The organism is Geovibrio ferrireducens, assembly GCF_026226615.1.
Classification (GTDB): domain Bacteria; phylum Chrysiogenota; class Deferribacteres; order Deferribacterales; family Geovibrionaceae; genus Geovibrio; species Geovibrio ferrireducens.
In genome coordinates this window covers 83,897-106,321 of the sequence record NZ_JAJAPB010000003.1, presented here as the reverse complement: position 1 = coordinate 106,321, position 22,425 = coordinate 83,897, and the positions used below count along the sequence as shown (strand labels likewise).

General features: G+C 48.3%; 23 protein-coding genes. 22 read left to right on the top strand and 1 reads right to left on the bottom strand.

The window, feature by feature from the left end; all coding sequences use genetic code 11:
- Position 1: 1 nt before the first annotated feature.
- Positions 2-943 (bottom strand): helix-turn-helix transcriptional regulator, encoded by a 942-nt coding sequence (locus OSQ85_RS04235; protein ID WP_265821531.1) that lies wholly within the window; start codon positions 941-943, stop codon positions 2-4.
- A 176-nt stretch (positions 944-1,119) separates the two neighbouring features.
- On the opposite strand from OSQ85_RS04235, the gene OSQ85_RS04230 reads away from it, so the two are divergent.
- From OSQ85_RS04230 to OSQ85_RS04125, 22 genes are all read left to right on the top strand, one after another.
- Entirely contained in the window at positions 1,120-1,905 is a 786-nt protein-coding gene (locus tag OSQ85_RS04230; RefSeq protein WP_265821530.1) for a sulfite exporter TauE/SafE family protein, read from the top strand.
- A 16-nt stretch (positions 1,906-1,921) separates the two neighbouring features.
- On the top strand, positions 1,922-2,149 hold the full coding sequence (locus tag OSQ85_RS04225) for a Txe/YoeB family addiction module toxin (protein ID WP_265821529.1): 228 nt from the start codon (positions 1,922-1,924) through the stop codon (positions 2,147-2,149).
- A 108-nt stretch (positions 2,150-2,257) separates the two neighbouring features.
- Positions 2,258-4,807 (top strand): alpha-glucan family phosphorylase, encoded by a 2,550-nt coding sequence (gene glgP / locus OSQ85_RS04220; protein WP_265821528.1) that lies wholly within the window; start codon positions 2,258-2,260, stop codon positions 4,805-4,807.
- Positions 4,798-5,331 carry a PaaI family thioesterase gene (locus OSQ85_RS04215; protein ID WP_265821527.1) on the top strand — a complete coding sequence of 178 codons (534 nt, stop codon included), beginning with the start codon at positions 4,798-4,800 and terminating at the stop codon, positions 5,329-5,331. Before glgP ends, OSQ85_RS04215 begins: the two co-directional genes overlap by 10 nt.
- A 2-nt stretch (positions 5,332-5,333) precedes the next feature.
- Positions 5,334-5,867, top strand: coding sequence for a macro domain-containing protein (locus OSQ85_RS04210; RefSeq protein WP_265821526.1), 534 nt, complete (start codon positions 5,334-5,336; stop codon positions 5,865-5,867).
- Between the two features lie 111 nt (positions 5,868-5,978).
- Positions 5,979-7,106, top strand: a complete 1,128-nt coding sequence (locus OSQ85_RS04205; protein WP_265821525.1) for an MFS transporter — start codon at positions 5,979-5,981, stop codon at positions 7,104-7,106.
- A 220-nt stretch (positions 7,107-7,326) separates the two neighbouring features.
- Complete coding sequence (locus OSQ85_RS04200; protein ID WP_265821524.1) at positions 7,327-8,148, top strand: Bax inhibitor-1/YccA family protein; 822 nt, start codon at positions 7,327-7,329, stop codon at positions 8,146-8,148.
- A 2-nt stretch (positions 8,149-8,150) separates the two neighbouring features.
- On the top strand, positions 8,151-8,891 hold the full coding sequence (locus OSQ85_RS04195) for a polyphenol oxidase family protein (protein ID WP_265821523.1): 741 nt from the start codon (positions 8,151-8,153) through the stop codon (positions 8,889-8,891).
- A 1-nt stretch (position 8,892) separates the two neighbouring features.
- Positions 8,893-9,582 carry a YggS family pyridoxal phosphate-dependent enzyme gene (locus tag OSQ85_RS04190; RefSeq protein WP_265821521.1) on the top strand — a complete coding sequence of 230 codons (690 nt, stop codon included), beginning with the start codon at positions 8,893-8,895 and terminating at the stop codon, positions 9,580-9,582.
- Positions 9,583-9,600: 18 nt separating this feature from the next.
- Positions 9,601-10,416 carry a YggT family protein gene (locus OSQ85_RS04185; RefSeq protein ID WP_265821520.1) on the top strand — a complete coding sequence of 272 codons (816 nt, stop codon included), beginning with the start codon at positions 9,601-9,603 and terminating at the stop codon, positions 10,414-10,416.
- A 98-nt stretch (positions 10,417-10,514) separates the two neighbouring features.
- On the top strand, positions 10,515-11,489 hold the full coding sequence (locus OSQ85_RS04180) for a PIN/TRAM domain-containing protein (RefSeq protein ID WP_265821519.1): 975 nt from the start codon (positions 10,515-10,517) through the stop codon (positions 11,487-11,489).
- Positions 11,486-12,166, top strand: a complete 681-nt coding sequence (ispD, locus tag OSQ85_RS04175; RefSeq protein WP_265821518.1) for a 2-C-methyl-D-erythritol 4-phosphate cytidylyltransferase — start codon at positions 11,486-11,488, stop codon at positions 12,164-12,166. The genes OSQ85_RS04180 and ispD overlap by 4 nt, the downstream gene beginning before the upstream one ends.
- Positions 12,163-13,764 carry a carcinine hydrolase/isopenicillin-N N-acyltransferase family protein gene (locus OSQ85_RS04170; RefSeq protein WP_265821517.1) on the top strand — a complete coding sequence of 534 codons (1,602 nt, stop codon included), beginning with the start codon at positions 12,163-12,165 and terminating at the stop codon, positions 13,762-13,764. Before ispD ends, OSQ85_RS04170 begins: the two co-directional genes overlap by 4 nt.
- A 49-nt stretch (positions 13,765-13,813) precedes the next feature.
- Entirely contained in the window at positions 13,814-14,452 is a 639-nt protein-coding gene (locus tag OSQ85_RS04165; protein ID WP_265821516.1) for a site-2 protease family protein, read from the top strand.
- 24 nt (positions 14,453-14,476) lie between these two features.
- Entirely contained in the window at positions 14,477-15,457 is a 981-nt protein-coding gene (gene trpS, locus OSQ85_RS04160; protein ID WP_265821515.1) for a tryptophan--tRNA ligase, read from the top strand.
- On the top strand, positions 15,454-16,173 hold the full coding sequence (locus OSQ85_RS04155) for a segregation and condensation protein A (RefSeq protein WP_265821514.1): 720 nt from the start codon (positions 15,454-15,456) through the stop codon (positions 16,171-16,173). Before trpS ends, OSQ85_RS04155 begins: the two co-directional genes overlap by 4 nt.
- A complete protein-coding gene (gene scpB, locus OSQ85_RS04150; RefSeq protein WP_265821513.1) occupies positions 16,166-16,693 on the top strand; it encodes an SMC-Scp complex subunit ScpB in 528 nt (175 codons plus the stop codon). Before OSQ85_RS04155 ends, scpB begins: the two co-directional genes overlap by 8 nt.
- A gap of 2 nt (positions 16,694-16,695) precedes the next feature.
- A complete protein-coding gene (locus OSQ85_RS04145; protein ID WP_265821512.1) occupies positions 16,696-17,391 on the top strand; it encodes a pseudouridine synthase in 696 nt (231 codons plus the stop codon).
- The gene (queD, locus tag OSQ85_RS04140) at positions 17,379-17,738 is read left to right on the top strand and encodes a 6-carboxytetrahydropterin synthase QueD (protein WP_265821511.1); all 360 of its coding nucleotides are present in this window, start codon (positions 17,379-17,381) and stop codon (positions 17,736-17,738) included. The genes OSQ85_RS04145 and queD overlap by 13 nt, the downstream gene beginning before the upstream one ends.
- Complete coding sequence (locus OSQ85_RS04135) at positions 17,713-18,429, top strand: 7-carboxy-7-deazaguanine synthase QueE (protein ID WP_265821510.1); 717 nt, start codon at positions 17,713-17,715, stop codon at positions 18,427-18,429. The genes queD and OSQ85_RS04135 overlap by 26 nt, the downstream gene beginning before the upstream one ends.
- Positions 18,426-20,237, top strand: coding sequence for a hypothetical protein (locus OSQ85_RS04130; RefSeq protein ID WP_265821509.1), 1,812 nt, complete (start codon positions 18,426-18,428; stop codon positions 20,235-20,237). The genes OSQ85_RS04135 and OSQ85_RS04130 overlap by 4 nt, the downstream gene beginning before the upstream one ends.
- Before the next feature lie 6 nt (positions 20,238-20,243).
- Positions 20,244-22,424 carry a sensor histidine kinase gene (locus tag OSQ85_RS04125; protein ID WP_265821508.1) on the top strand — a complete coding sequence of 727 codons (2,181 nt, stop codon included), beginning with the start codon at positions 20,244-20,246 and terminating at the stop codon, positions 22,422-22,424.
- Position 22,425 lies beyond the last annotated feature (1 nt).

Genomic DNA, 22,425 nt, shown 5'->3' with positions numbered 1-22,425 from the left:
CTCAGATTTCGGCTACGATCGTGCCCATATTTGCCGCATCGTAGCCAGCTATGCCTTCAAACTCCTGCCGGAACTGAGAAGATTTTAAAATACGCATCATCTGTCTGACCCGCTCTGTTTCAAAATCTTCTTTTTTTATGACCAGTTCAAAGCTTTCCTTCTGCAACGGTATAAAGTCCACTGATTCCACCTGCCGGGCGACAAATTCACTCCCCACAGCTATATCGGCGTCTCCCCTGCCTACTGTGCTGGCAAGTCCCACATGTGCTGCGGTTTCGGTGTAGTATCCGTTAACTGAGGATGCCTTAATCCCAAGCAGGCGAAGATGCTCATCCAGCAAAACCCTTGAGCCGGCTCCTTTTTCTCTGTTGACTATTCTTATATCTCTGCGTCCCAGATCTTTCCAGCCTTTGATGCGCCTGGGGTTTCCTTTTGCGACAAAAAAACCCTGAGTTCTTACAGTGAGATGCACTATTACGGCAGGAACGCCCGGAAGAAGAGCACGGACGAAAGGTATATTGTATGTATTTGTGCTGCTGTCCCAAAGATGAGCGGCGGTTACGGCAGCATTGCCTCTGTAAAGCTCCACAAGCCCGTCATAACTGCTGAGATAGGAGCGGAGAACAGGCTGCTGTAACTGTTCTTTCTGCATGCTCTCCACAAGAGCGTCAAGAACCAGATCCTGCCCGCATATTACAAAACCCTTCTCATTCTGTCCTGCTGCGGAGCCGTGGTCAGCATGGCAGATTTCACATTGCTCCGGTATGCGGATTTTTTTTGAGCCTGAAATGTAGTCTTCCACATCTTTCATGGTAAAACGGACTTTTCTGCCGACTTTGTAGGAGTTGATTTCCCCTCTTTTGATAAGTTCATATACTGTATTTCTTGCAATATTAAGTATATTCGCAACATCCTGAACATCTAAAGCTGTCTGGTTTTTCATGAATGTTCCTTCCGTGATTTTATTTAAGTGACATTTTATAAGCATATTTTACGATATTGACTAATCAATTTATAGGTGATATTACGTGATAAAACAATATAAAACATGATGTAATTTTTATATTACATCACTTTTCATATTGATTGATAATTTATATTGACTTATCTGAGGCTGAAATGAAAAGAAACATTGCAAGTTTTATAAGCGGTTTGTCCATAGGTACACTTGGCGGACTGATAGGTTTGGGCGGGGCTGAGTTCAGGCTTCCCGTTCTTATATCATTTTTCAGGTTCTCCGCTCTTGATGCCGTTATACTGAACAAGGCGGCCAGTCTTGTTGTGGTTGCCTCTGCTCTTCCTTTCAGGGCGCAGTCTGTTCCGGTAAGCGTTTTCAGCGACCACTGGACAGTAATTCTCAACCTCCTGGCAGGCAGTGTTCTGGGCGCATGGATCGGAGCCAGCTTTGCTGTAAAACTGCATTCAAAGACCTTTTTCAGAATAATTTCCGCTATGCTTGTTATAATTGCATTCATACTGCTTTTCAGCCACAGCATGCGGGCTGAATCCGCTTCATTTTTCGCTCCCGGTCTTGTGCAGACTGTTCTGGGTGTTGCCGCAGGGTTCGTTATAGGTGTTTTTGCGTCTCTCTTGGGGGTGGCGGGCGGAGAACTGCTTATCCCCACGCTTATTCTTCTCTTCGGGCTTGATATAAAAACAGCGGGGAGCCTTTCCCTCGCGGTGAGCCTTCCCACAATGCTTGCGGGTTTCGCGAGGTATTCAAGGGATCAGAGCTTTGCCGTGATAAAGAGGAACAAAGTATTCATAATCTATATGGCGGCGGGTTCCGTAGCCGGAACCTTCATCGGCGGCAGACTGCTGGGCGTTATCCCCGAATACATACTTCTTCCCGCTCTTTCGGCGATACTTTTCATTTCCTCTTACAAGATATGGAAGCATAAGTGAGCCGGATATTGATAGGGTGTACGCAGAAAAACTAGCTGCTTCCGGTCTTAAAGAAAGGGTAAAAGAGCTTCTGGCTATTTTATCAAACGACCCATACCAAACTTCGCCTCCGTTCGAAAAACTGAAAGGAAATCTTGAGGGAGCTTTGTCCCGCAGAATTAACATACAGCACCGCCTTGTTTATCAGGTTTTGGAGAATGTGGAATCGGTTAAGATCATAAGACTCCGCACTCATTACGAGTAAACTGTTAAATCCGCACTCCCACCCCAAAAACCGCATGAAAAAAATCTTTTTTACAAGTATACTTGATTCACATATAAGTTTTTCTATATAATTTTCAGGGGGTAGAATATGAGGATTTCCGAATATAATGTAAGACCGGACCTGCCGAACGAGCTGAAAGCCCTTGAGGAGATTGCATATAACCTCTGGTGGTGCTGGAATGATGATGCGCTTGAACTTTTCAGGAGCATAAACCCCGCCTCATGGGAAAAGTCACGCCATAATCCCATTGCCGTTATCGGCAGCCTGACAAAGGAAAGCTACGAAAAACTGATGAAAGACCCTGTGTTTATGTCCCGCCTTGAGGCTGTGCATAAACAGTTTGAAGAATACATGACGCTTCCCCGCTGGTTTGAGCTTGAACATGCAAAAAAAGTCGAAGAAAAGATGCATGTTGCCTACTTTTCCGCGGAATACGGAATACACGAATCCGTTAAACTCTATTCCGGCGGTCTGGGTGTTCTCTCCGGAGACCACTGCAAATCCGCCAGTGATGTGGGCATACCTTTTTCCGCAATAGGCCTCCTTTACAGAAACGGCTATTTTCACCAGTATCTTAACTCCGACGGATGGCAGCAGGAATATTACCCCTACAACGAGTTTTACAACATGCCGATGCGCCGTGCCCTGAACCCCGAAGGTCAGGAGGTTTGCGTTGAGGTTATGGTGGAGAACCGCAATGTTAAGGTCAATGTCTGGCGCATGGCGGTGGGCAGGATAGAGCTTATCCTCCTTGATACTGACGTTGAAGGAAACTCCAGAGAGGACAGGCAGATAACAGGCCAGCTTTACGGAGGCGACTCAAACATGCGCCTCAAGCAGGAGATAATCCTCGGTATAGCGGGCTACAGGGCGATCCGCGCTATGGGCAGAAAGCCCACGGTTTATCACATAAACGAAGGCCACCCGTCTTTTGTGAACCTTGAACGCATAAGGAACTATGTTTCAGAAGGAATGGAGTTCCGCACCGCAGTCGAGGTTGTGCGCAAGAGCACCATTTTCACCACCCACACTCCGGTTCCCGCAGGGTTTGATATTTTCGGAACAGATCAGGTTAAGCGTTTTCTCGGCCCGCTTTTTGAAAACTGCGTCCTGAACATAAATCAGCTTATGGGCTTCGGCAGGGTAAACCCCTTTGACGAGAGCGAAGGTTTCGCCATGGCTGTATGCGGAATAAAGCTCAGCACATACAGAAACGGCGTGAGCCGCCTGCACGGAGAGGTTTCCAGAAAGATGTTCAAGAACATCTGGCCGAACGCCCTCGAAAACTCCATACCCGTGGGGCATGTGACAAACGGCGTTCATTTGCCCACATTCATATCAGAAGAATTTAAAACCATATACAACAGATATATAGGCGAGAACTGGTATTACAAGCCTTACGACTTCACAATCTGGAGCAAAGCGGAGAACATCCCCGATGCGGCTCTCTTCAAAGCAAAGCAGAGACAGAGGGAAAAGCTCATTGCATTTGCCAGAAAACACCTGAAAAGCCAGATTCTCCAGAGAGGAGGCACATCAGGCGAGCTTGTGAAGGCGGACGAGGTTCTCAACCCCGACTATCTCACAATAGGCTTTGCCAGAAGGTTTGCCACGTATAAAAGAGGCTACCTGCTCTTCATGGATGAGCAGAGGCTCCACCAGATACTGAACAACGCAGACCGCCCCGTGCAGATAATCATAGCGGGCAAGGCACACCCCAAGGATAACGGCGGCAAGGAGATTATCAAAAAGATTTTCCACATCTGCCGCAAGCCGATGTTCAGAGACAGAGTTGTTTTCATAGAGGATTATGACATTGAAGTGGCAAAATACCTCGCTCAGGGTGTGGATATATGGCTGAACACGCCGAAACGCCCCATGGAGGCCTCCGGCACAAGCGGAATGAAGATAGCAGCCAACGGAGGACTTAACCTCTCTATCCTTGACGGATGGTGGGACGAGGGCTACAACGGTGAAAACGGCTGGGCAATCGGCGCAGGCGAGGAATACGAGAAGGAAACCTATCAGGATCATGTAGAGAGCATGGAGCTCTATGACAAGCTTGAGAACGAGATAATACCGCTCTTCTACACCAGAGACAGAGCAGGTGTTCCCCGCGAATGGACAAGGATGATGAAACAGGCGATAAAAACATGCGCCGCTTTCTTCAACACCTCAAGAATGGTTATGGACTACACCAGCCAGTATTACGTACCTGTGCATGAGCTTAACTCCGCCTTCCGCGCCAACAAGCATGAGGAAGCGAAAGAGTATGTTCTCTGGAAGGACAGCATAATACAGAGCTGGGACAATGTGCAGTTTGTTGATACAAAAGTTGAGGCGGAAGACCTTAAGATGGAGTCCGGCGTGGTATTCAGCGCGGCTGTGCGAACGGATGCCATAAGGCCGGAAAACCTTTCCGTATGCGCTGTTGTGGAGTTTGACGGTGCTAGCGGCGAGTTCAAAGACCCTGAGTTTGTGGAGCTTGAGTTCACCGGGACAGATAACGGGGTTTACAGTTTCTCCAGCAAAACCAAGCTGAAAAAAGCGGGCAAGATGAAAGTTGCCTTTGCTGTTCTGCCGAGACATCAGTTTATAAAGGAGCGCTTCGAGCTGAACCAGATAAAATGGGCATAAAATACTATCTCCCTCACTCCAGCGGATGCTTTATCTGCGGTGAGGAAAACACTTTCGGCGTGGATGCACGCTTTTATGTGGAAGATAATCATGTAAAGGCGGATTTGTGCATCCCCGCCCGCTTCTGCGGCTTTAATGGCGTTGTGCACGGCGGGATTGTCTCCGCCCTGCTGGACGAGTGCATGGGCTGGAGCGCCAGTGTCTTCGGCACTATGGATACGCTCTGCTTCACCAGAAATCTAAATGTAAAATTCAGAAAGAACACCCCTTCAGAAACTCCTCTCACCCTTGTTACATCCTACTCAGGAAAAAACAGGATGTTTTATGAGGCGGAGGGGTGTATAAAGGACAGTGAGGGAACGGTATATGCGGAAGGTTCCGGACAGTTTATAGCTGTTCCGGCGGAGAAGATGGACGAAACTATAAACTACCTCCGGATGGACCCTTCACTTACGTATCATCCTGTTTTTATTAAGATATATGAAAACTGGAAATCAGAGCGCAAAACTCAGGCAGGGGGCTGACCATGCTGAAAATACTTGTCAACGGAGTCACTCTCGGACTCATAAAAGGCGATATAACCGAACTGGACACAGATGCGATAGTAAATGCCGCAAACACTAACCTCAAGCTGGGGAGCGGCGTTGCCGGAGCCATAAGGACAAAAGGGGGCGAAAGCATACAGAAGGAATGCGATGCCATCGGCTACTGCCCGCTGGGTTCCGCTGTGATTACCGGAGGCGGAGATCTCAGGGCAAAATATGTGGTGCATGCAGTGGGTCCCAGATACGGAATAGACCCCGCACCGGAGAAAAACCTTTACGGAGCGGTCTTTACCGGGCTTATGACTGCTGAGGCAAAAGGTCTTGCCTCCATTGCTCTCCCCGCTGTTTCAATGGGTATAAACGGCTTCCCGGAGGATGAGGCGGCAGAGATAATCATCAAAGCCATAACGGACTTTGCTGAGAATGCGCCGGAAAATCTGAAAAGGATTGTTATTTGTCTCTATTCCGATAAAGACCTCACCATATTTGAAAGGGCGGCAGCAAAGAAATTTTAATCATTTGTCGGAAAAACGCCTTTTTTCCTCTTCTATCCACGGAATAAATGTGCTATCTGATTTTTATTATTAGATGATTTTAAAGAGGGTGCGGTGACAAGAGACAATAAAATGTATTTCTTTCTGTTTCTTCTTACCGTTGCATCCATAGTCGGCCTCCAGACATGGCAGACACTTTTCAACAACTTTGCGGTGGAACAGGCGGGCATAAACGGCTACCAGATGGGGGTTATTCAGTCTGTCAGGGAGATTCCCGGCTTCCTTGCGCTTCTTGTTATCTATGTAATAAGGTTCATTCCGGAGCATAAAGTCGGCGCACTTTCCATTATTTTTCTGGGTGTCGGTGTCGGTCTCACCGGGTTTATGCCCACTTACTACGGGCTGATATTCACCACCCTTGTCATGTCCTTCGGTTTTCACTATTACGAAACAGTGAACCAGTCACTCACCCTGCAGTATTTCACCAAGCAGGAAACGCCCCTTGTGCTCAGCAGGTTCAGGAGCATTTCCGCCGCATGCAGTATAGTTGTCGGTCTTATTGTGATGGGCATGCTCAAGGTGTTCGATTATAAGACAATCTACCTTATCGTGGGCGTTTTTCTTACTGCGGGCGGTGTTTACTGCCTTTTCATAGACCCGACCAAGAAAAATATGCCTGTTCAGCGCAAGAACATGTTCCTGCGGAAAAAATACTGGCTGTATTATGTGCTTACATTCCTTGCCGGAGCAAGAAGACAGATTTTCGTGGCGTTTTCCGTGTTTCTCATGGTGGAGAAGTTCGGTTTCTCCGCTTTTGCCATTGCTGTGCTTTTTGTGGTGAACAACGCAGTGAATTATTTTCTTAACCCTATGATAGGCAAGGCAATAAACAAGTTCGGGGAAAGGGGTGTTCTCTCTCTGGAATATGTGAGCCTGATAGGCGTTTTCCTTGCTTATGCTTATGTGGACAATAAATGGATAATAGCGGCTATGTATATAATAGATCATATTTTCTATAACTTTTCAGTCGCCATAAGAACCTTCTTCCAGAAGATAGGCGATTCGGAGGACATAGCGCCCACAATGGCGGTGGGATTCACCATTAACCATATAGCGGCTGTTGTGATACCCCTTACCGGCGGGCTTTTATGGATGCTGAACTACCGCATTCCTTTTGTGGCGGGTGCTGTTCTGGCGTTTGTATCCCTTGTGTTTACGCAGCTTATCGACAGGGAAATGAAACTGAGCGGGCAGGATTGACACCACGCCGGACGGAATATAAAATTTCTTTGAATTTTTCATAGTTATTATTGTCTTGTAAAAACCAGATGCGTATTTTAGATTCGGACAGCATACGGCGGATTCTCTTGAAGAGTTTCTGCCATTGATATATTCTGGAATAACAGACGGAGATTTTGAATACTTATCTGACTCCACGGACGGCAAATTTTAAATTATTATATAAAGGAGCTTAGACAACATGAGAACATCAAACCCTATGCTTACGGACAAAGCATTTGAGAAAGCGGCCGCGGCCGCCAGAGGGGAAAGGGTGGCCGCATCCAGCGCCACATATTCCAGAGGGGAGAGCGGAGCCTCCCTTGGAACAGCCGCTGCCAGATTCGACGGCGAGATGACAATAAGAGGGACGGTTAACAAAACCTTCATCCTCACTGCCATCCTGCTTATAGCAGGCTATATTCCATGGAACATGGCTGTCAGCGGAAATGTGCAGTACCTTTATCCGCTTATGATCGGCGGTATTATAGGCGGGCTCATAGTGGCAATTGTCACAACATTCAAAAAAGAATACTCCGCAATAACCGCCCCCCTTTACGCTGCCCTTCAGGGGCTTGCTGTGGGCGGCATATCCATCATGTTTGAAATGCGCTACCCCGGCATAGTTCTTCAGGCGGTTATGCTTACTGTCGCTGTGCTTGTGGCTCTGCTTCTTGCTTATTCAAGCGGCTACATCAAAGCCACCGAGAACTTCAAGCTCGGTGTTGTGGCGGCTACGGGCGGAATAATGATTCTGTATCTGGCAAGCTTCATTCTCGGTTTTTTCGGCATACAGATGAGCTTTATGCACGATTCCAGCCCGCTCAGCATAGGCATAAGCATTGTGGTGGTTATTATCGCCGCGCTTAATCTTGTGCTCGATTTCGACTTTATAGAAAACGGTGCTGAAATGGGCGCTCCTAAATACATGGAATGGTATGCCGCGTTCGGCCTGATGGTAACGCTTATCTGGCTGTATATCGAAATACTTAGGCTCCTTGCTAAGCTTCAGGACAGGAAGTAATTTTGCTTGTAGCAAAAAACGGTGCGGAATACATCTGCGCTGTTGATGATAAAGATATTTTACAGATAACCTCCACAAACAGAGGCGGGTACTCAGAAGGGGAATACGCCTCGTTCAATGCCGCTCTGCATGTGGGGGATGACTGTTTTAAAGTGCTGAAAAACCTTGAAAAGCTTAAAACAGCGTGGGGGATAAACAGACTTGTGACCCTCACTCAGGTTCACGGTGACGTGATCCGGGAAGTAACTGCGGAAAATATTGCTGATGTTATGTTTTCCGAAGGTGACGGACTCTTCACCCGTGAGCGGGGCATAGCACTGGGCATACTCACTGCTGACTGCTGGAACGTGCACCTGATCGGCCGTGAGTGCCTCGCCAGCCTGCACTGCGGCTGGAAAAGCTTTGCCGCAGGCATAACGGTAAAGGCGCTTGATATGTTTGAAAAAGCCGGTGACAAGGTTATTAAGGCTGTGGTCGGTCCCGGAATAAGCACTGCGAACTTTGAGGTGGGAAGCGAGGTTGCTGATATTTTCAGGTCGGCAGGACACGGGGCGGGTGTGGAAAACATCTGCGGAAAGACCTGCTTCTCCATCGGCGGAAGCATTGAAAAAGTGCTGAAAAACGCAGGTGTGCCCGAAGTTGTCATGGTTAACGACTGCACATATGCCTCTGATTATCTCTTCTCATACAGAAGAGACAGCGGCAGAACAGGAAGGATGATCTCCGTCCTGATGAGGAAATAAATTGTTCAGCGAACGGAAAGAAAAAATAATGCGGGAAGCCGCCGAAGCTCTGAGAAGGGCAGGGCGGACAGACAGCGTGACTCTCCTTGCGGTGAGTAAAACTTTTCCCGCAGAAAGCATAATGGATGCATATGAACAGGGGCAGAGGCTCTTCGGTGAAAACAAGGTGCAGGAAGCGCTGGAAAAGCATGAAAAACTAAGAGATTTAGAGGATCTTGAACTGCATTTCATCGGACATTTGCAGACTAATAAGGTAAAATATCTTAAAGGCAATTTCAGCCTGATTCACTCTGTGGACAGGGTTTCGCTTCTTAATGAGATGGAGAAGCATTTCGCCCGTGAAAACAGGGTGCAGGATGTGCTGATTCAGGTTAACGTGGCAGATGATCCCGCCAAATCCGGCGTGGATGTCGCGGAACTGCCCGCACTGCTTAAAGCTGCCTCAAAATGCAGACACATAAGAGTAAAAGGCTTTACCATGATGCCCCCATTGGTTAACGAGGCAGAGGAGAACAGGGTTCACTTTGCCCGCACGAGGGAGCTTATGGAAGAGATGAAAGGAAAATTCGCATCGGAAAATATAGATCTGCAAATTCTCTCAATGGGAATGAGCGATGATTTCACTGTCGCGGTGGAGGAAGGCTCCACGCTGATCAGGATAGGAACAGCCCTTTTCGGCGGGCGCTCCTGAAAGGAGGAAGTTGTTTAAATGATTATTATAATTGGTTTTGCTATAAAATTTATAGTATGCGTGATTCTGCTCCATGCAGCCATGACCTCGCAGGAGCTCCACTTTAACCCGCTGGGCAAGCTGGTCGCTTCCGTGACCAACCCGGTATATATGAATATGCTTAAGATGACCAAAAAGCGCACAGACACACTTGCGCCTGTTTTTGTGGCGGCTCTGGCTGTTGCATACGGCATTGCCGTCTCTTTTCTGGGCGGAACCGGGCTCATCCGTGGATTTTTCTATGCTTTTGACGATGTTCTGCGCTTTATCCTGCTTTTTTATATTATAGCCGTCCTGGTGGGGAGTACAACAAACCGCTTCGGTTCAACCACTTATTCCACATTCTTCTACCGCATAGCTCTTCCTTGGGTGAAGCTGACGAGAACTTTTATAAACCTGCCCGGAAATGCTGTGATTTTGCCGGCACTGATTGTGCTGTTTGCTCTTTTTATTGCGGTGGACACTCTGTTTCACATCGGCTTTTATATGACCACAGCAGGAGCAGTGCACATAGTGCCCGCTGTTAAAGGAGCCGCCGCCGGAGGCATAAGGGTTCTTATGGATCTTCTGGGTCTTTTCACATGGCTCATCATAATCCGCGCGCTTATGTCATGGGTGAGCCCCGATCCGAGAAACCCTGTGGTTCAGTTTGTAATCGCCATGACAGAGCCTGTTATGGAGCCTTTCAGGAAGATAATTCCGCCTCTGGGCTTCATTGATATAAGCCCCATAATACTGCTTATAGTTATATATTTTGCACGGACAATGCTGGGAAGTCTTATAGGTTTGCTGTAGCTTGCTTTTTTTATAAATACGACCATATTGGAACTATAGTCTTTTTCCCCGCCGCTTAGACTGACGGCGGGGCTGTTTTTTCTACTCAGGGGGAAGCTATGTGGCTTTTCAGGTTTTTATACTCAGTAATGATTTTTCTTGTATTTGTCCTGATGCACGAGTCTCTCGGCATCGACATTTACTACGCCGTGACATATGCGGTTGTGCTCATTTTTTCCATTTACTTTATCGAGAGCCTTTTCTCGGACTTCAAGAGCTATAAGTTTCTCGCCGGAGCGGTGGGCGGAATTGTTTTCTCTCTCATCGCTTATCTTCTGGCGACGATTTTTGACTCTCTGGTTACAAACGAGGCGGTTAAGCTCGGCATCTATTTCTTCATGCTTTATCTTGGCATAATACTCGGAATGAAGGTTCACTGGGTGTTTGAGCTATTATTCTCCAAAATATTGAGCTCAAAACAGAAGACAGTGAAGTACGCTGCCCAGCAGAAGGTTCTGGACACATCCACGCTCATAGACGGCCGCATTGCGGACATTGTTGATACGGAGCTGATGGAGGGTGCGCTGGTTATTCCCACATTTGTGCTTAAGGAGCTCCAGAATATAGCAGATTCCCACGATCACCTTCGCAGGCAGAAGGGGCGCAGGGGGCTTAATGTTCTCAAGAAGCTTCAGGAACAGACTAAGATTCCCGTTGAGATAAACCAGATGGACTTTACAGATCTGGGCACTGTGGATGAAAAGCTTGTGGCATTGGCGAAGAAGCTTAAATCATACATCATCACCACTGATTTCAACCTGCTTAAAGTGGCGGAGATACAGAATATAAAGGCAATCAACCTTAACAACCTCGCCATGGCCATGCGCCAGAACATCCTCCCCGGCGAAGACCTCTCAATCACAATAGTGAAGGAGGGTAAGGAACATGGGCAGGGTGTGGGCTATCTGGATGACGGTACAATGGTTGTGCTTGAAAACGGCCGCAAAATGATGGGCGAGACAGTGAAGGTAAACGTTACAAGCCTTCTCCAGACAGAATCCGGACGTATAATATTCACCAAGGTGCGTTCTTGAGCGTAACCGCTGTCATACCCGCAGCGGGCGTGGGAAAGCGCTTCGGCGGAGATGTTAAAAAGCAGTTTGCCGAGTTTGACGGCCGTCCGGTACTGTATTATTCGCTGAAATGCCTCCGGGATGCCTTTGAGTTTGATGAATTTCTCATCGGCGCAGGTGAGGATGACTTCGGCACAGTGAAGGAGACTGCGGATGCTCTGGGCATAAAATACCGCATGATAAAAGGGGGGGATGAACGCTGGAAAACTGTGCTGAACTGCCTTCTGGAAGTGCGGAGCACTCACGTGCTGATACACGATGCGGTGCGTCCGTTTGTTCCGGCGGAGGTCACAAGGGAAACTATAAAAACTGCCGAAAAGTCAGGCGCATGCATATGCTGTGTTCCTGTGCGGGAAACTCTGAAAAGAATAACTCCGGACGGAATAGAAGGCACTGTGGACAGAAACAGATATGTCCTCAGCCACACCCCGCAGGTGTTTGAGCTTCGCAGGCTTCTTGCCGCCGTTATGGATGCATCAAGGCAGAAGCTGAACCTTACGGACGAGTCTATGGCAATGGAGATGGCGGGGCATATGGTTAAATATGTGCAGTCCACTCCGGAAAATATAAAGATCACCTATTCATCCGACATTGAACTGGTGAAGAGTCTGATGAGCAAATATCACGGTAATATATGAAAGTTATATACGCCAAAGGCACTCAGGAAGAGATAGCAACCGCTATTTACGGGCAGATTGCCCACAGGGAGACACTGGACTACTTCATGGACTTTCCCCGCAAGGTTCTCGGCGGCATAGTCGGGAACAACCTTCTGGGGAATATGGGGCTTTTCGCCCTGAAAAAGCTTACGGCTGTCATTTCATCCAAGTATAACAAAAATGACCTTGTCTTCTGGAAAACATATTCGGAGCTTCTGGGGCTTGACTATTCTGTTGTGTCCAAAAGTCTTTCCTACCCCGACATGCTTCTTTACCTCGTGGGCAAGTCCGGTTACTTCATCAGCGGTATGCCGCAGATATTCCTCGGCTGCTCAAGCCTTGCCGTGAAAAAGGGCGAGGGCATCATCCACGGCAGAAATCTGGACTTTTACGGCGGAAAATACTGGACGAGGGATCACGCCCTCATAGTTATCAAACCTAAGAATAAAATAGGTTCGATAACCCTCAGTGCGGACGGACTTCTGCTCCCCGGACTGACAAGCATAAATGAGGAGGGGCTTGCCGTCTCCCTGCATGTTCTTTTCACAAGGGAGGTTTCCCTCGGCGGAGAACCTGTTCTCGGCATAGTGTCAGACATTATGGCGACATGCAGAAGCATTGCGGATGTCCGTGAGCTTCTGGAGCGTAAGAAAACCGCCGGCGGATGGGGAATCCTCATCACTGACGGCAAGACTGGCGAATGCTCTGTTTTTGAGATGAACAGCAAGGGCATGAGCGAGTTTAAGGTCACTGAGAACAAGTTCAGCTACGCAAACATGGCTCATACGCCGGATAAACGGTCGGATGAGTTCGTACCCGCTTACATCTGGGTGCAGAACAACTTCTACCGCAAAAAGAGAATGGACGACATGCTCAATTCCATGTGGTTCGGCGTTGATCATATAAAAATGTTCAAAATCCTCGGCGATTTTTATGATGTGGGGATGAAAAGGGATCTTTACGCCGGATGCACGGTTGCAAACAGCAACACCATTTCCAGCGCAAGTTTCAGCTTTGCTGATGACAGAGTTGCAGTTGCGGACGGAACCACACCCTCCACGGCGGGTAACATTTACGATTACTCAATCTCAGACCTTTTTGCGGGTAAAACCGAGCCTCTGCGGGTGATAAAGCCGGATACACCGCACTCGGAAGTTATGGAAACATATACCCTCTCCGGCTGTGACCATTCCGAAACCCATAATTATGAAGAGCTTGTGAGCATTATGTCCGGTCTTAAAAATATGAAACAGGATGAATACGCCTTTCCGCTGTTCCTCTCTGTTTCATACGCCAAGCTGGGGGAATATGCCAAGGCGCTGGAATTTGCGGATGAAACCCTCGCTCAGAAGCTTGACCACTACAGGGAAGGGACTGTGCTGATGATGCGTGCCATGCTGATGGATATTTCCGGCAGGAGAGGGGAGGCTATGAAGGAGTATGAGCACATCCTCAAAGAGTACCGCTACCCGTGCCTTACCAGAAAATCGCTGAAATATTACTCCGCCCCCTGCGGACAGCGCGATATAGATAAGATAGAGCTTAACTGGTTTATGTCCTTTGTGCTGCTTCTGTGACGAGGTATCATAAATTGACTGAAACCCGTTTATCTGGTATGAATTTCTGATGGATTTCAATATTGCAGAATATATAAGATTTATGTCTCTGGCCATTGTGCCGTTCTTTTTTGCCATCACTGTGCATGAGCTTTCTCACGGTGCGGCTGCGTACATGCTGGGGGATGACACTGCAAAAAAACTCGGCCGCCTGACCCTTAACCCCTTTGCCCATATAGACATCATGGGGCTACTGTTCCTGCTGATTACACAGCTTTTCGGCTGGGCAAAGCCTGTTCCGGTAAACTTTTCCCGCATAAGGCACAATAAATACGGGATGGCGATTGTGGCCGCCGCCGGGCCTGTTTCAAACATAGCCGTGGCTCTGGCTTCGGCTCTTCTGCTTCAGGCTATACTCTTCATCCCCATACATGCAGACACTATGCTGGCAAGGGTTGCTATGCCTGTCGCCATAATGCTGAAACTCTCCGTGCAGATAAATGTGGCACTTGCCGTGTTTAACCTTATCCCTATTCTTCCCCTTGACGGCGGGCGGATACTCACCAACTTTCTTCCGTTTGAGAAGGCCTATAAATTCTCCCAGACGGAGCGCTACGGCTTTATCATCATTATCCTGCTGTTTCTCACGGGCATTTTTGACAGGACAGTTCTCCCCGTGATCCGCTATCTCACGGCATTTCTCCTTTAAGAATTTGATAAGAGGTAAAAATAGATGAAAAGAGTTTTAAGCGGAATGCGCCCCACGGGCAAACTCCATATAGGACATTACTTCGGCGCCCTCAAAAACTGGGTGAAGCTGCAGGACGAGCACGAATGCTTTTACTTCGTGGCGGACTGGCACGCTCTCACAACCAATTATGAAGACCCCGAAAACATTATAGAAAACAGACGCGACCTTGTGCTTGACTGGCTGGCCTCAGGCGTTGATCCTGAAAAGGCCACTCTGTTTGTTCAGTCCAAAAACCTCTACCATGCGGAGCTTTTCCTTCTGCTCTCCATGATTACACCTGTGAGCTGGCTGGAAAGATGCCCGACCTACAAGGAAATGAAACAGGAAGTTACTGATAAAGACCTGTCAAACCTTGGCTTTCTCGGTTATCCGGTGCTTATGAGCTCAGATATAATAATATACGGCGCAAACTATGTGCCTGTGGGCATAGACCAGCTTCCCCACCTTGAGATAGCCCGTGAGATAGTGCGCCGCTTCCAGTTCCTTTACAATGCTGAGGTGTTTGTGGAACCCGAAGGACTTCTGACGGAGATTCCCAAACTTCCGGGGCTTGACGGCCGCAAGATGAGCAAAAGCTACGGCAACGCCATCATGCTTTCCGAAGACCTTGATGAAGTGGAGCAGAAGCTCAAGCGCATGAAGACAGATACCCGCCGCCAGCGCAGAACCGATGTGGGTGATCCGGAAGTCTGTCCCGTTTTTGACTATCACAAGGTTTTCTCCACGGAAGAGGAGAGGGCGTACATCACAACCGAGTGCAAAAGAGCTGGCATAGGCTGTATGGACTGCAAAATGATCCTGATCAGGCACATGAGAGCCTTCCTTGAACCTATTCAGGAGCGCAGACGCAGGTTTGAGACAGAGATAAAGGATATGGACGGGTTCCTTGAAAGTTCGCAGAAAAGAGCGAACGAAGAGGCGGGAAAACTTATGGAAAAGGTGCGTGAAGCCATTAAAATATGAACAGCGAACTTCTTGATGTTTCACTGGAAAACTTTGAGGGACCGCTGGATCTCCTGATCCACCTCATATATAAGAACGAGCTTAATATTTACGACATTCCCATAGCGATCATTACCGAAAGCTTCATTTCAGCAGTGAAAAAGATGGAGCAGCTTGATATAGAAGTCGCCTCGGATTTCATAAACATGGCGTCATACCTTGTGTATCTCAAGTCCAGAATGCTCCTTCCCAGAGACACCTTCTTTGAGGAGGAACTTGACCCGGAAGAGGAAAAATACCTCTTCACGCAAAAGCTTGTGGAATACTCCTTTTACAAGGATATTTCGCTTTTTCTCAGGAAGAGTGAGGAGGAATCCTCCAAGTTTCTCATGCGCACCGACACAGTGTTCATCGCCAAGGAACAGGCAGACACGGAAGACCCGTTTCTGCTGGCGGATTCGTTCTTTGATCTCACCACCAAGGAAAGAAAGACAAAGATGGTGGTTGAGAAAAACATTGTGGATTTCAAAGAGGTTGTGGCAAGGCTGAAAAGCCTTGTGACAAGGAAAATCCGCATGTTCTGGAGCGATATAGTCCGCTCATGCGGGAGCAGGAAAGAGGTTGCCGTCTCACTTCTGGCGGTTCTTGATCTGCTTAAAAATAAGGTGGCAAATGCCTCCCAGAGTGAAAACTTCGGCGAAATTCTCATAGAGAAATCAGAGGAAGAGGATGGATAAAACAAGGGAAAAGAAGATTTTTTACGCCTCGCTTTTTCTCTCCGGCACTCCGCTGGAGAAAAAGTTCTTCCGCGCCTTTTTTGAGCCTATGAACCTCGAAAACAGGCTGCTGGAATACGCTGAGGAGTTCAACAGGCTGGACACCGGGCTTAAAATACGCATGGTATCAGGCGGATTTCAGCTTGTTACTGAGAGCTCGCTGGTTGAGGAGCTTCGCCCGCATTTCGGCGAAAAGTCCGATGCGCTGGGCAGGGCAAGCCTTGAAACAGCGGCAATAATAGCATACAAACAGCCTGTGACAAGGCTTGAAATAGATGAAATAAGGGGCGTGAACTCCTCCGGCACTGTGAAATACCTCCTCGACCGCAACCTGATCAAGGTTGCAGGCAGGAAGGATGTTCCGGGCAAGCCGCTTCTTTATGTCACCACCAAGCAGTTTCTGGAGTATTTCGGCATGAACGACCTTTCAGAGATGCCCACCTTCCGTGAGTGGCAGGAACTCAAGCAGAGCGGCGGATGAGTGTGAGGCTTAACAAATTTCTCTCGGCAAACTGCGGTGTTTCCAGACGTGAGGCGGACAGGCTTATCGAAAGCGGGCTTGTGCGCATTAACGGCGAAAGGGTGAGTGAACTCGGCGTTCAGGTTTCGGAAACGGACAGGGTTGAGCTGGACGGCAAACCGGTAACAGAGACGGAGCTTGAGTATTACAGATTTTTCAAACCCCGCGGAATGCTCACCGCCTACGGTGACGGAAGAGGCAAGGAAACTCTGGAAGCCATACCTTATCTGAAAGAAAAAAAGCTCGCCTACTCCGGCAGGCTTGACTATGACAGCGAAGGTCTTATTATTTTCACAAACGACGGTGATCTGATCCTCAGGCTCCAGAAGTCTGAATTTAAGGCGGAGAAGGAATATCTCGTCTGGGTGAACGGCGATTTGAGCGAAAGGGAGCTTGATGAAATCAGGGACGGTCTGCAAACGGATGAGATGCATTATCTCCCCTGCGGGGCGGAACGGATAAAGGCCGGGAATTTCCGCCTGATACTCACCGAAGGCAAAAAACGGCAGATCCGCGAGATTTTCCGGTTTTTCGGACTGCGTGTTTCAAGGCTGCTCAGGGTAAGAATAGGCAATATAACCATAAACGGACTCAGAACAGGGGAGCTTAAGCGGCTTTCCCTGAAAGAAATCACGGAGCTGAAAGAATGTACAGAGTAAGAGTTATAAAAAGTTTTGCATCAGCGCACAATCTGCGCGGATACGAAGGGGACTGCGAAAATCTCCACGGGCACAACTGGAAGGTGGAGGCATACCTCGCTTCCGATAAGCTGGATAAAATAGGCATGCTGGTGGATTTCAAGGTGCTTAAGAAACACCTTAATGAGATCCTCGACGGGCTTGATCACAAATATATCAACGAGCTGGAATACTTTAAGACTGTAAACCCCACCAGCGAGAACATGTGCAGATTCATCTACGATAAGCTTAAAGAGCATTTCGGCACTATGGTTGAAAGGGTTGTTGTGTGGGAGAGCGATAATGCCGCAGCGGAATACTGGGAATAAGGGAAGAATAAACGAAGTTTTTCACTCTGTTCAGGGTGAGGGGCTTTATGCGGGAGCGCGCCAGCTTTTTGTGCGTCTTGCCGGGTGCTCTGTGGGCTGTGACTACTGCGATACACAGTTTGGTGCGCCGGAAGCCTTTGAGGTGTATGGCAAAACCATCTGCAATCCAGTAACGCCGGAGGAGTTTTTCGTCTCCGTATGCGCCAGGATTGACCTTAGCCTCCTTCATTCCGTATCATTCACCGGGGGCGAACCCACGGAGCAGATTAAGTTTCTGAAAGAAACAGCGCTCCTTTTCAAACAGGCCGGATGCCGTCTTTTTCTGGAAACTTCCGGTTACAGGCACGCCGAACTGAAAGTGCTTAAGCCTGTCTTTGATATATTCAGCGTGGATATTAAACTCTGCCGTGCAGACTGGCGGGAAAATCTGGCAAAACTTCTGCCTGTGCTGAAATTTCTGGGTAAAGAAAAATATTACCTGAAAGCTGTTTTTGACGATAATAACACGGAGGACGAACTCACAGAGGCAGCCGCCGCTCTCCGCAAGGCGGGTGTTAAGGAAATTTTCGCCCAGTCGGTGGATAACAAGGCCGATTTTAATAGAATAGACACCGTTCAGGTGATATTCTCAAAAGAAGGGGTCGAAATGTTTTACCGTCCTCAAATACACAGGTTTCTTGGGATAAGATGATGCTTTTTTTCGGCAGGAAAGACAAAACCTTTCAGGACGCTATGTCCTTATACTCCAAAAAGAACTATAAGCAGACTGTTAAGGTCTGCGGGGAAATACTCGCTTCCCAGCCGGATAACTTTGAGGCGATGAACCTCATGGGGGATGCTTACTGCATGATGAACGACAAGGAGAAATGCCTTGAAGTTTACGATGCGCTCCTCAAAAAGTTCGAGGGGGGGAATTATCTTGATAAATCCATAGCCCTGATAAAAAAAATAATCCGCAACTATCCCGATAAAGAAAACTACCTTGAACGTCTGGCCGACTTTTACGGACAGAAAGGGCTTGTGCGCGAGCAGATAGATATATACGCCGGTCTTCTGGAAAGCAGGGCAAGGCGCGGCTTTGTGCAGGAGACTGACCGTCTTGTGCGCAGGCTGACTTCTGTTAAGTCTGCCAATTCTTCCGATATTGCTGCTCTCATCAGTGTCATGCGCCGTTTCGGCTCATCAAACGAAGTGAGGCTCACAGCGGAAAAAGGCCTCGGACTCAAAAAGATAGACCCTGCGGATCTCACTCTTTTCATAAACTGCGCAGTGGAAACAGGTGCGGACAGCCAGCTTTATATAAAACACCTGCCCGGCTACATAAGCTCAAACCCTGAGAAACTACCGTCCCTCACGGATGTGATAGCCGAGCATCTGGAAAAGAATTTTGACAAGGCATATTTTGCCGAAATTATAAATAGTGCGGAGCTCACTGCTCTTGTCCCTCTCCTTGTGCGCTTAAAACGCAAATACCCCAGACCTGAGATATATTCATACCTTCTTGAGAATGCAGCATCCGAAGGGCATGGGGACAGCTTTGAACAGATACTGGCCGAAATCGCCTCCGTTTCCGACGCTGTGCTGGATTACTCTTTCGCTAAAATGTGCTTTAAATTCATTGCAGAAATGCAGACTGTAAGCACCCTCGAAAGCATGCGCACTATTATTGAAAAAGCGCAGGCAATGGACATGAAGCATCAGGTGCTTGACCTGCTCCGTGAGGCATATGCCAGAATAGGAGACAGGGAAAACGCCCGGAGGGTGGAGGACGAGCTTTACGGCAGAAAATCAGGACTCATAGGCGGGGATAAGGAAGCTGATACGCTGAGTGTAGCCTCTTTTGATCATGCCGATGATCCGGAAGTGAACGACATCCTTGAATATTCCCTCATGGATTCCATACCTTCAAAGAAAAAGACCGCTGCCAAGCCTGAACCTGTGATTGAGATTCCGGCTGAGCCCGAAGCGGATGACTTTTCCATCGTTACCTCCGAGTTCGATCTGGATTCTTTTGCCAATGAACCTGCCGCTGCCGAGGAGTACGGGCTTGATCTGGATAAGTTTGCCTCCTCTGAGTCAGAAAGCAGCAGTGACGGACTGATCGAGCGATACGGCGAGGCCGCACCTGACGAAACGGAGGACACAGAGGAGGAGTCTCACCTTCCCCACGCCATGCTTCAGCTTGATGATGACTTTGACGAGACCGAAATTTTCGGTGATATAGAGATAAAACCGCAGCCCGGACAGCCTGTTCCTCATGCTGTTCAGGAACAGTACGAGCCGAAGACAGGGCTGGATGACCTTTTTGATGATCTTGAGATTGTTGTGGAAAAAGAGGAACCCGTCCGCGAAGAAGAGCATGAGGCAGGGGCACTGAGTCTTGATGATCTTAGGTTTGACTTTGAGGAGGGCGGGTCTGCCGCTTCCCTGCCGGAGAAAAAGAAGGAGCACGCTCCGTCCATAACATCCGGCGCACTCGATGAGCTGCTGGAAAAATAGGGCGGGATGTTCGGATTATCTGAGCGCAAAAAGAAACTGATGCTGCTTAAAGGCAAATTTACTCTCAAGCGGATAGGGCTTTATGCGTTTCTTCTTGCCGCTCTCGTGGCTGTTAACCTCGCCGCCGGCTCAAATATTGTTAACACCGGTTTTCCCTGGTATTCAAACGTTTCAATCTTTCTTCTTATAAACATTAATATCATCCTGCTCCTTGTGGTTTTCATCCTGATTTTCCGCAACCTCGGCAAGATGCTGGCGGAGCGGCGGAAGAACATTTTCGGTGCGAGGCTGCAAAGCAAGCTGGTGATGTTTTCCGTAATACTCACAGTTATTCCGGTTTTCATAGTTTTCGCATTTTCAAGCACTGTCATAAACAAAAGCATAGACAAATGGTTCGATGCCCAGATAGAGCAGGCGCTGAAAAGCTCCATAGACCTGATGCAGAAGTATCAGAACAGGCTTGAGCAGGACATAATTGAGCACAGCAACACCCTTGCTCAGGTCATTTCAAGCCGCGACTTCATGCAGGCGAGGCATAAAAAGGAGCTGGATGCCTACATAAAGGAATACTCCGCAAAAAACCAGATAGACGGCATAGCCATATACAACAACCAACAGGCAAAAATAAGCTCTGAGGAGAAGGGCGGCTTCTTCTTTTTCTCATTTGTAAACGGAGATGTGGTAAACGAAATCCTCAGTAAACAGAGGGTCGCCCGTTATGAGTTCTTCGGTTATGAGCAGATCTACTGGGTCGGGCATCCTGTTGTTTCCAAAAACAACGAGAACCTTGTTCTCGGAGCAGTTTTTATATACCGCAAGGTTCCTGCGAACGAGGCGGAAAAAGTCTCCAAAATTCTCGATTCCTATAACAACTACAGCCAGACGCAGTTCTTCGCTGAGCCTGTTAAAAATTCATACAAACTGCTGCTTGTGCTTATGACGCTCCTCGTGGTTTTTGCGGGTATATGGGGCAGCCTTATTTTCTCAAGGGGCATTACCCAGCCGCTGGAGAAACTCGCTGAGGCATCACTCAATGTTTCCAAGGGAAACCTTGACTTTAAGCTGGAATCCGTGGGGGATGATGAGGTGGGGGTGCTCACCGGAGCCTTTAACGACATGGTGAAGAGGCTTAAGGAGCATAACGAGGAGCTTAATCTGAAAAATGAGAAGCTTGCGGAAATGTTCATGCAGATAGCGAAGGACAATCAGTACATAGACACGGTTTTCAAGAACGTAAAGTCCGCAATCGTGCTTTATGACGAAACCCTGCATCCGCTGAAATATAACGACCCGGCAGAAGCGCTGAGGATAAACAACCCCGACTCTTTCGAGAATAACGTAATGAACGAGCTCCGGGAGTTCATGCTGAGTACAAAGGCTTCTAAGCATTTCCAGACCGAGCTTTCTGTGGGGGACGACCTGCGTACCTTCGCTGTGACTATCACCAAGCTTTTCGGTGCTGATGAGGATGTGGAGAATGTGGTTATGGTGCTTGATGACCTCACGGATATTATACAGAACCAGCGCATGAACATCTGGCGTGAGATAGCAACCAGAATCGCCCATGAGATCAAGAACCCCCTCACCCCCATTAAGCTTACTGCCGAGAGGGTGAAAAAGCGTCTCGGCAAAACCCTTGAGGGGCCGGAGGGCGAGCTTGTTAACAGCAGTATGGACACTATTATAACCGAGGTGAACGAGCTCCAGAACATGGTGAACGAGTTCAACTCCTTCTCCCGTCTGCCGGATCTCACCAAAGGGGTGTTCAACCTGCGGGATCTTCTGGATGAGGTGACCGATTTTTACTGTCAGTCTCACCCTGACATCGAATTTGTTTACGAAAGCCGCGACTGCCGCATAAACGCAGACCGGAACCAGCTTAAACGCGTTTTTTATAACCTGCTTAACAATGCCATACACGCCATAGACACTGGCGGCAGAATAATTCTTTCCGTCACTGATACTGACGGCATATGCCGGATCACAGTTGAGGACAACGGGGCGGGCATAGCGCCGGAGGACATAGGCAGGGTGTTTGTGCCTTATTTCAGCAAAAAGGCTGAGGGAACAGGGCTGGGGCTTGCCATAGTTAAGAAGATTGTTGACGAGCACAACGGAACCATTACAGTGGAGAGCAGACAGGGTGAACACACCAGATTCACCCTTGAACTGCCCAAAGGGGTATGAC

Excerpts from the sequence above, each read along its gene's own strand:
- OSQ85_RS04235 (WP_265821531.1), bottom strand. The coding sequence starts at position 943 with ATGAAAAACCAGACAGCTTTAGATGTTCAGGATGTTGCGAATATACTT.
- OSQ85_RS04230 (WP_265821530.1), top strand. The coding sequence starts at position 1,120 with ATGAAAAGAAACATTGCAAGTTTTATAAGCGGTTTGTCCATAGGTACA.
- glgP (WP_265821528.1), top strand. The coding sequence starts at position 2,258 with ATGAGGATTTCCGAATATAATGTAAGACCGGACCTGCCGAACGAGCTG.
- OSQ85_RS04215 (WP_265821527.1), top strand. The coding sequence starts at position 4,798 with ATGGGCATAAAATACTATCTCCCTCACTCCAGCGGATGCTTTATCTGC.
- OSQ85_RS04210 (WP_265821526.1), top strand. The coding sequence starts at position 5,334 with ATGCTGAAAATACTTGTCAACGGAGTCACTCTCGGACTCATAAAAGGC.
- OSQ85_RS04205 (WP_265821525.1), top strand. The coding sequence starts at position 5,979 with ATGTATTTCTTTCTGTTTCTTCTTACCGTTGCATCCATAGTCGGCCTC.
- OSQ85_RS04200 (WP_265821524.1), top strand. The coding sequence starts at position 7,327 with ATGAGAACATCAAACCCTATGCTTACGGACAAAGCATTTGAGAAAGCG.
- OSQ85_RS04185 (WP_265821520.1), top strand. The coding sequence starts at position 9,601 with ATGATTATTATAATTGGTTTTGCTATAAAATTTATAGTATGCGTGATT.
- OSQ85_RS04180 (WP_265821519.1), top strand. The coding sequence starts at position 10,515 with ATGTGGCTTTTCAGGTTTTTATACTCAGTAATGATTTTTCTTGTATTT.
- OSQ85_RS04170 (WP_265821517.1), top strand. The coding sequence starts at position 12,163 with ATGAAAGTTATATACGCCAAAGGCACTCAGGAAGAGATAGCAACCGCT.
- OSQ85_RS04165 (WP_265821516.1), top strand. The coding sequence starts at position 13,814 with ATGGATTTCAATATTGCAGAATATATAAGATTTATGTCTCTGGCCATT.
- trpS (WP_265821515.1), top strand. The coding sequence starts at position 14,477 with ATGAAAAGAGTTTTAAGCGGAATGCGCCCCACGGGCAAACTCCATATA.
- OSQ85_RS04155 (WP_265821514.1), top strand. The coding sequence starts at position 15,454 with ATGAACAGCGAACTTCTTGATGTTTCACTGGAAAACTTTGAGGGACCG.
- scpB (WP_265821513.1), top strand. The coding sequence starts at position 16,166 with ATGGATAAAACAAGGGAAAAGAAGATTTTTTACGCCTCGCTTTTTCTC.
- queD (WP_265821511.1), top strand. The coding sequence starts at position 17,379 with ATGTACAGAGTAAGAGTTATAAAAAGTTTTGCATCAGCGCACAATCTG.
- OSQ85_RS04135 (WP_265821510.1), top strand. The coding sequence starts at position 17,713 with ATGCCGCAGCGGAATACTGGGAATAAGGGAAGAATAAACGAAGTTTTT.
- OSQ85_RS04130 (WP_265821509.1), top strand. The coding sequence starts at position 18,426 with ATGATGCTTTTTTTCGGCAGGAAAGACAAAACCTTTCAGGACGCTATG.
- OSQ85_RS04125 (WP_265821508.1), top strand. The coding sequence starts at position 20,244 with ATGTTCGGATTATCTGAGCGCAAAAAGAAACTGATGCTGCTTAAAGGC.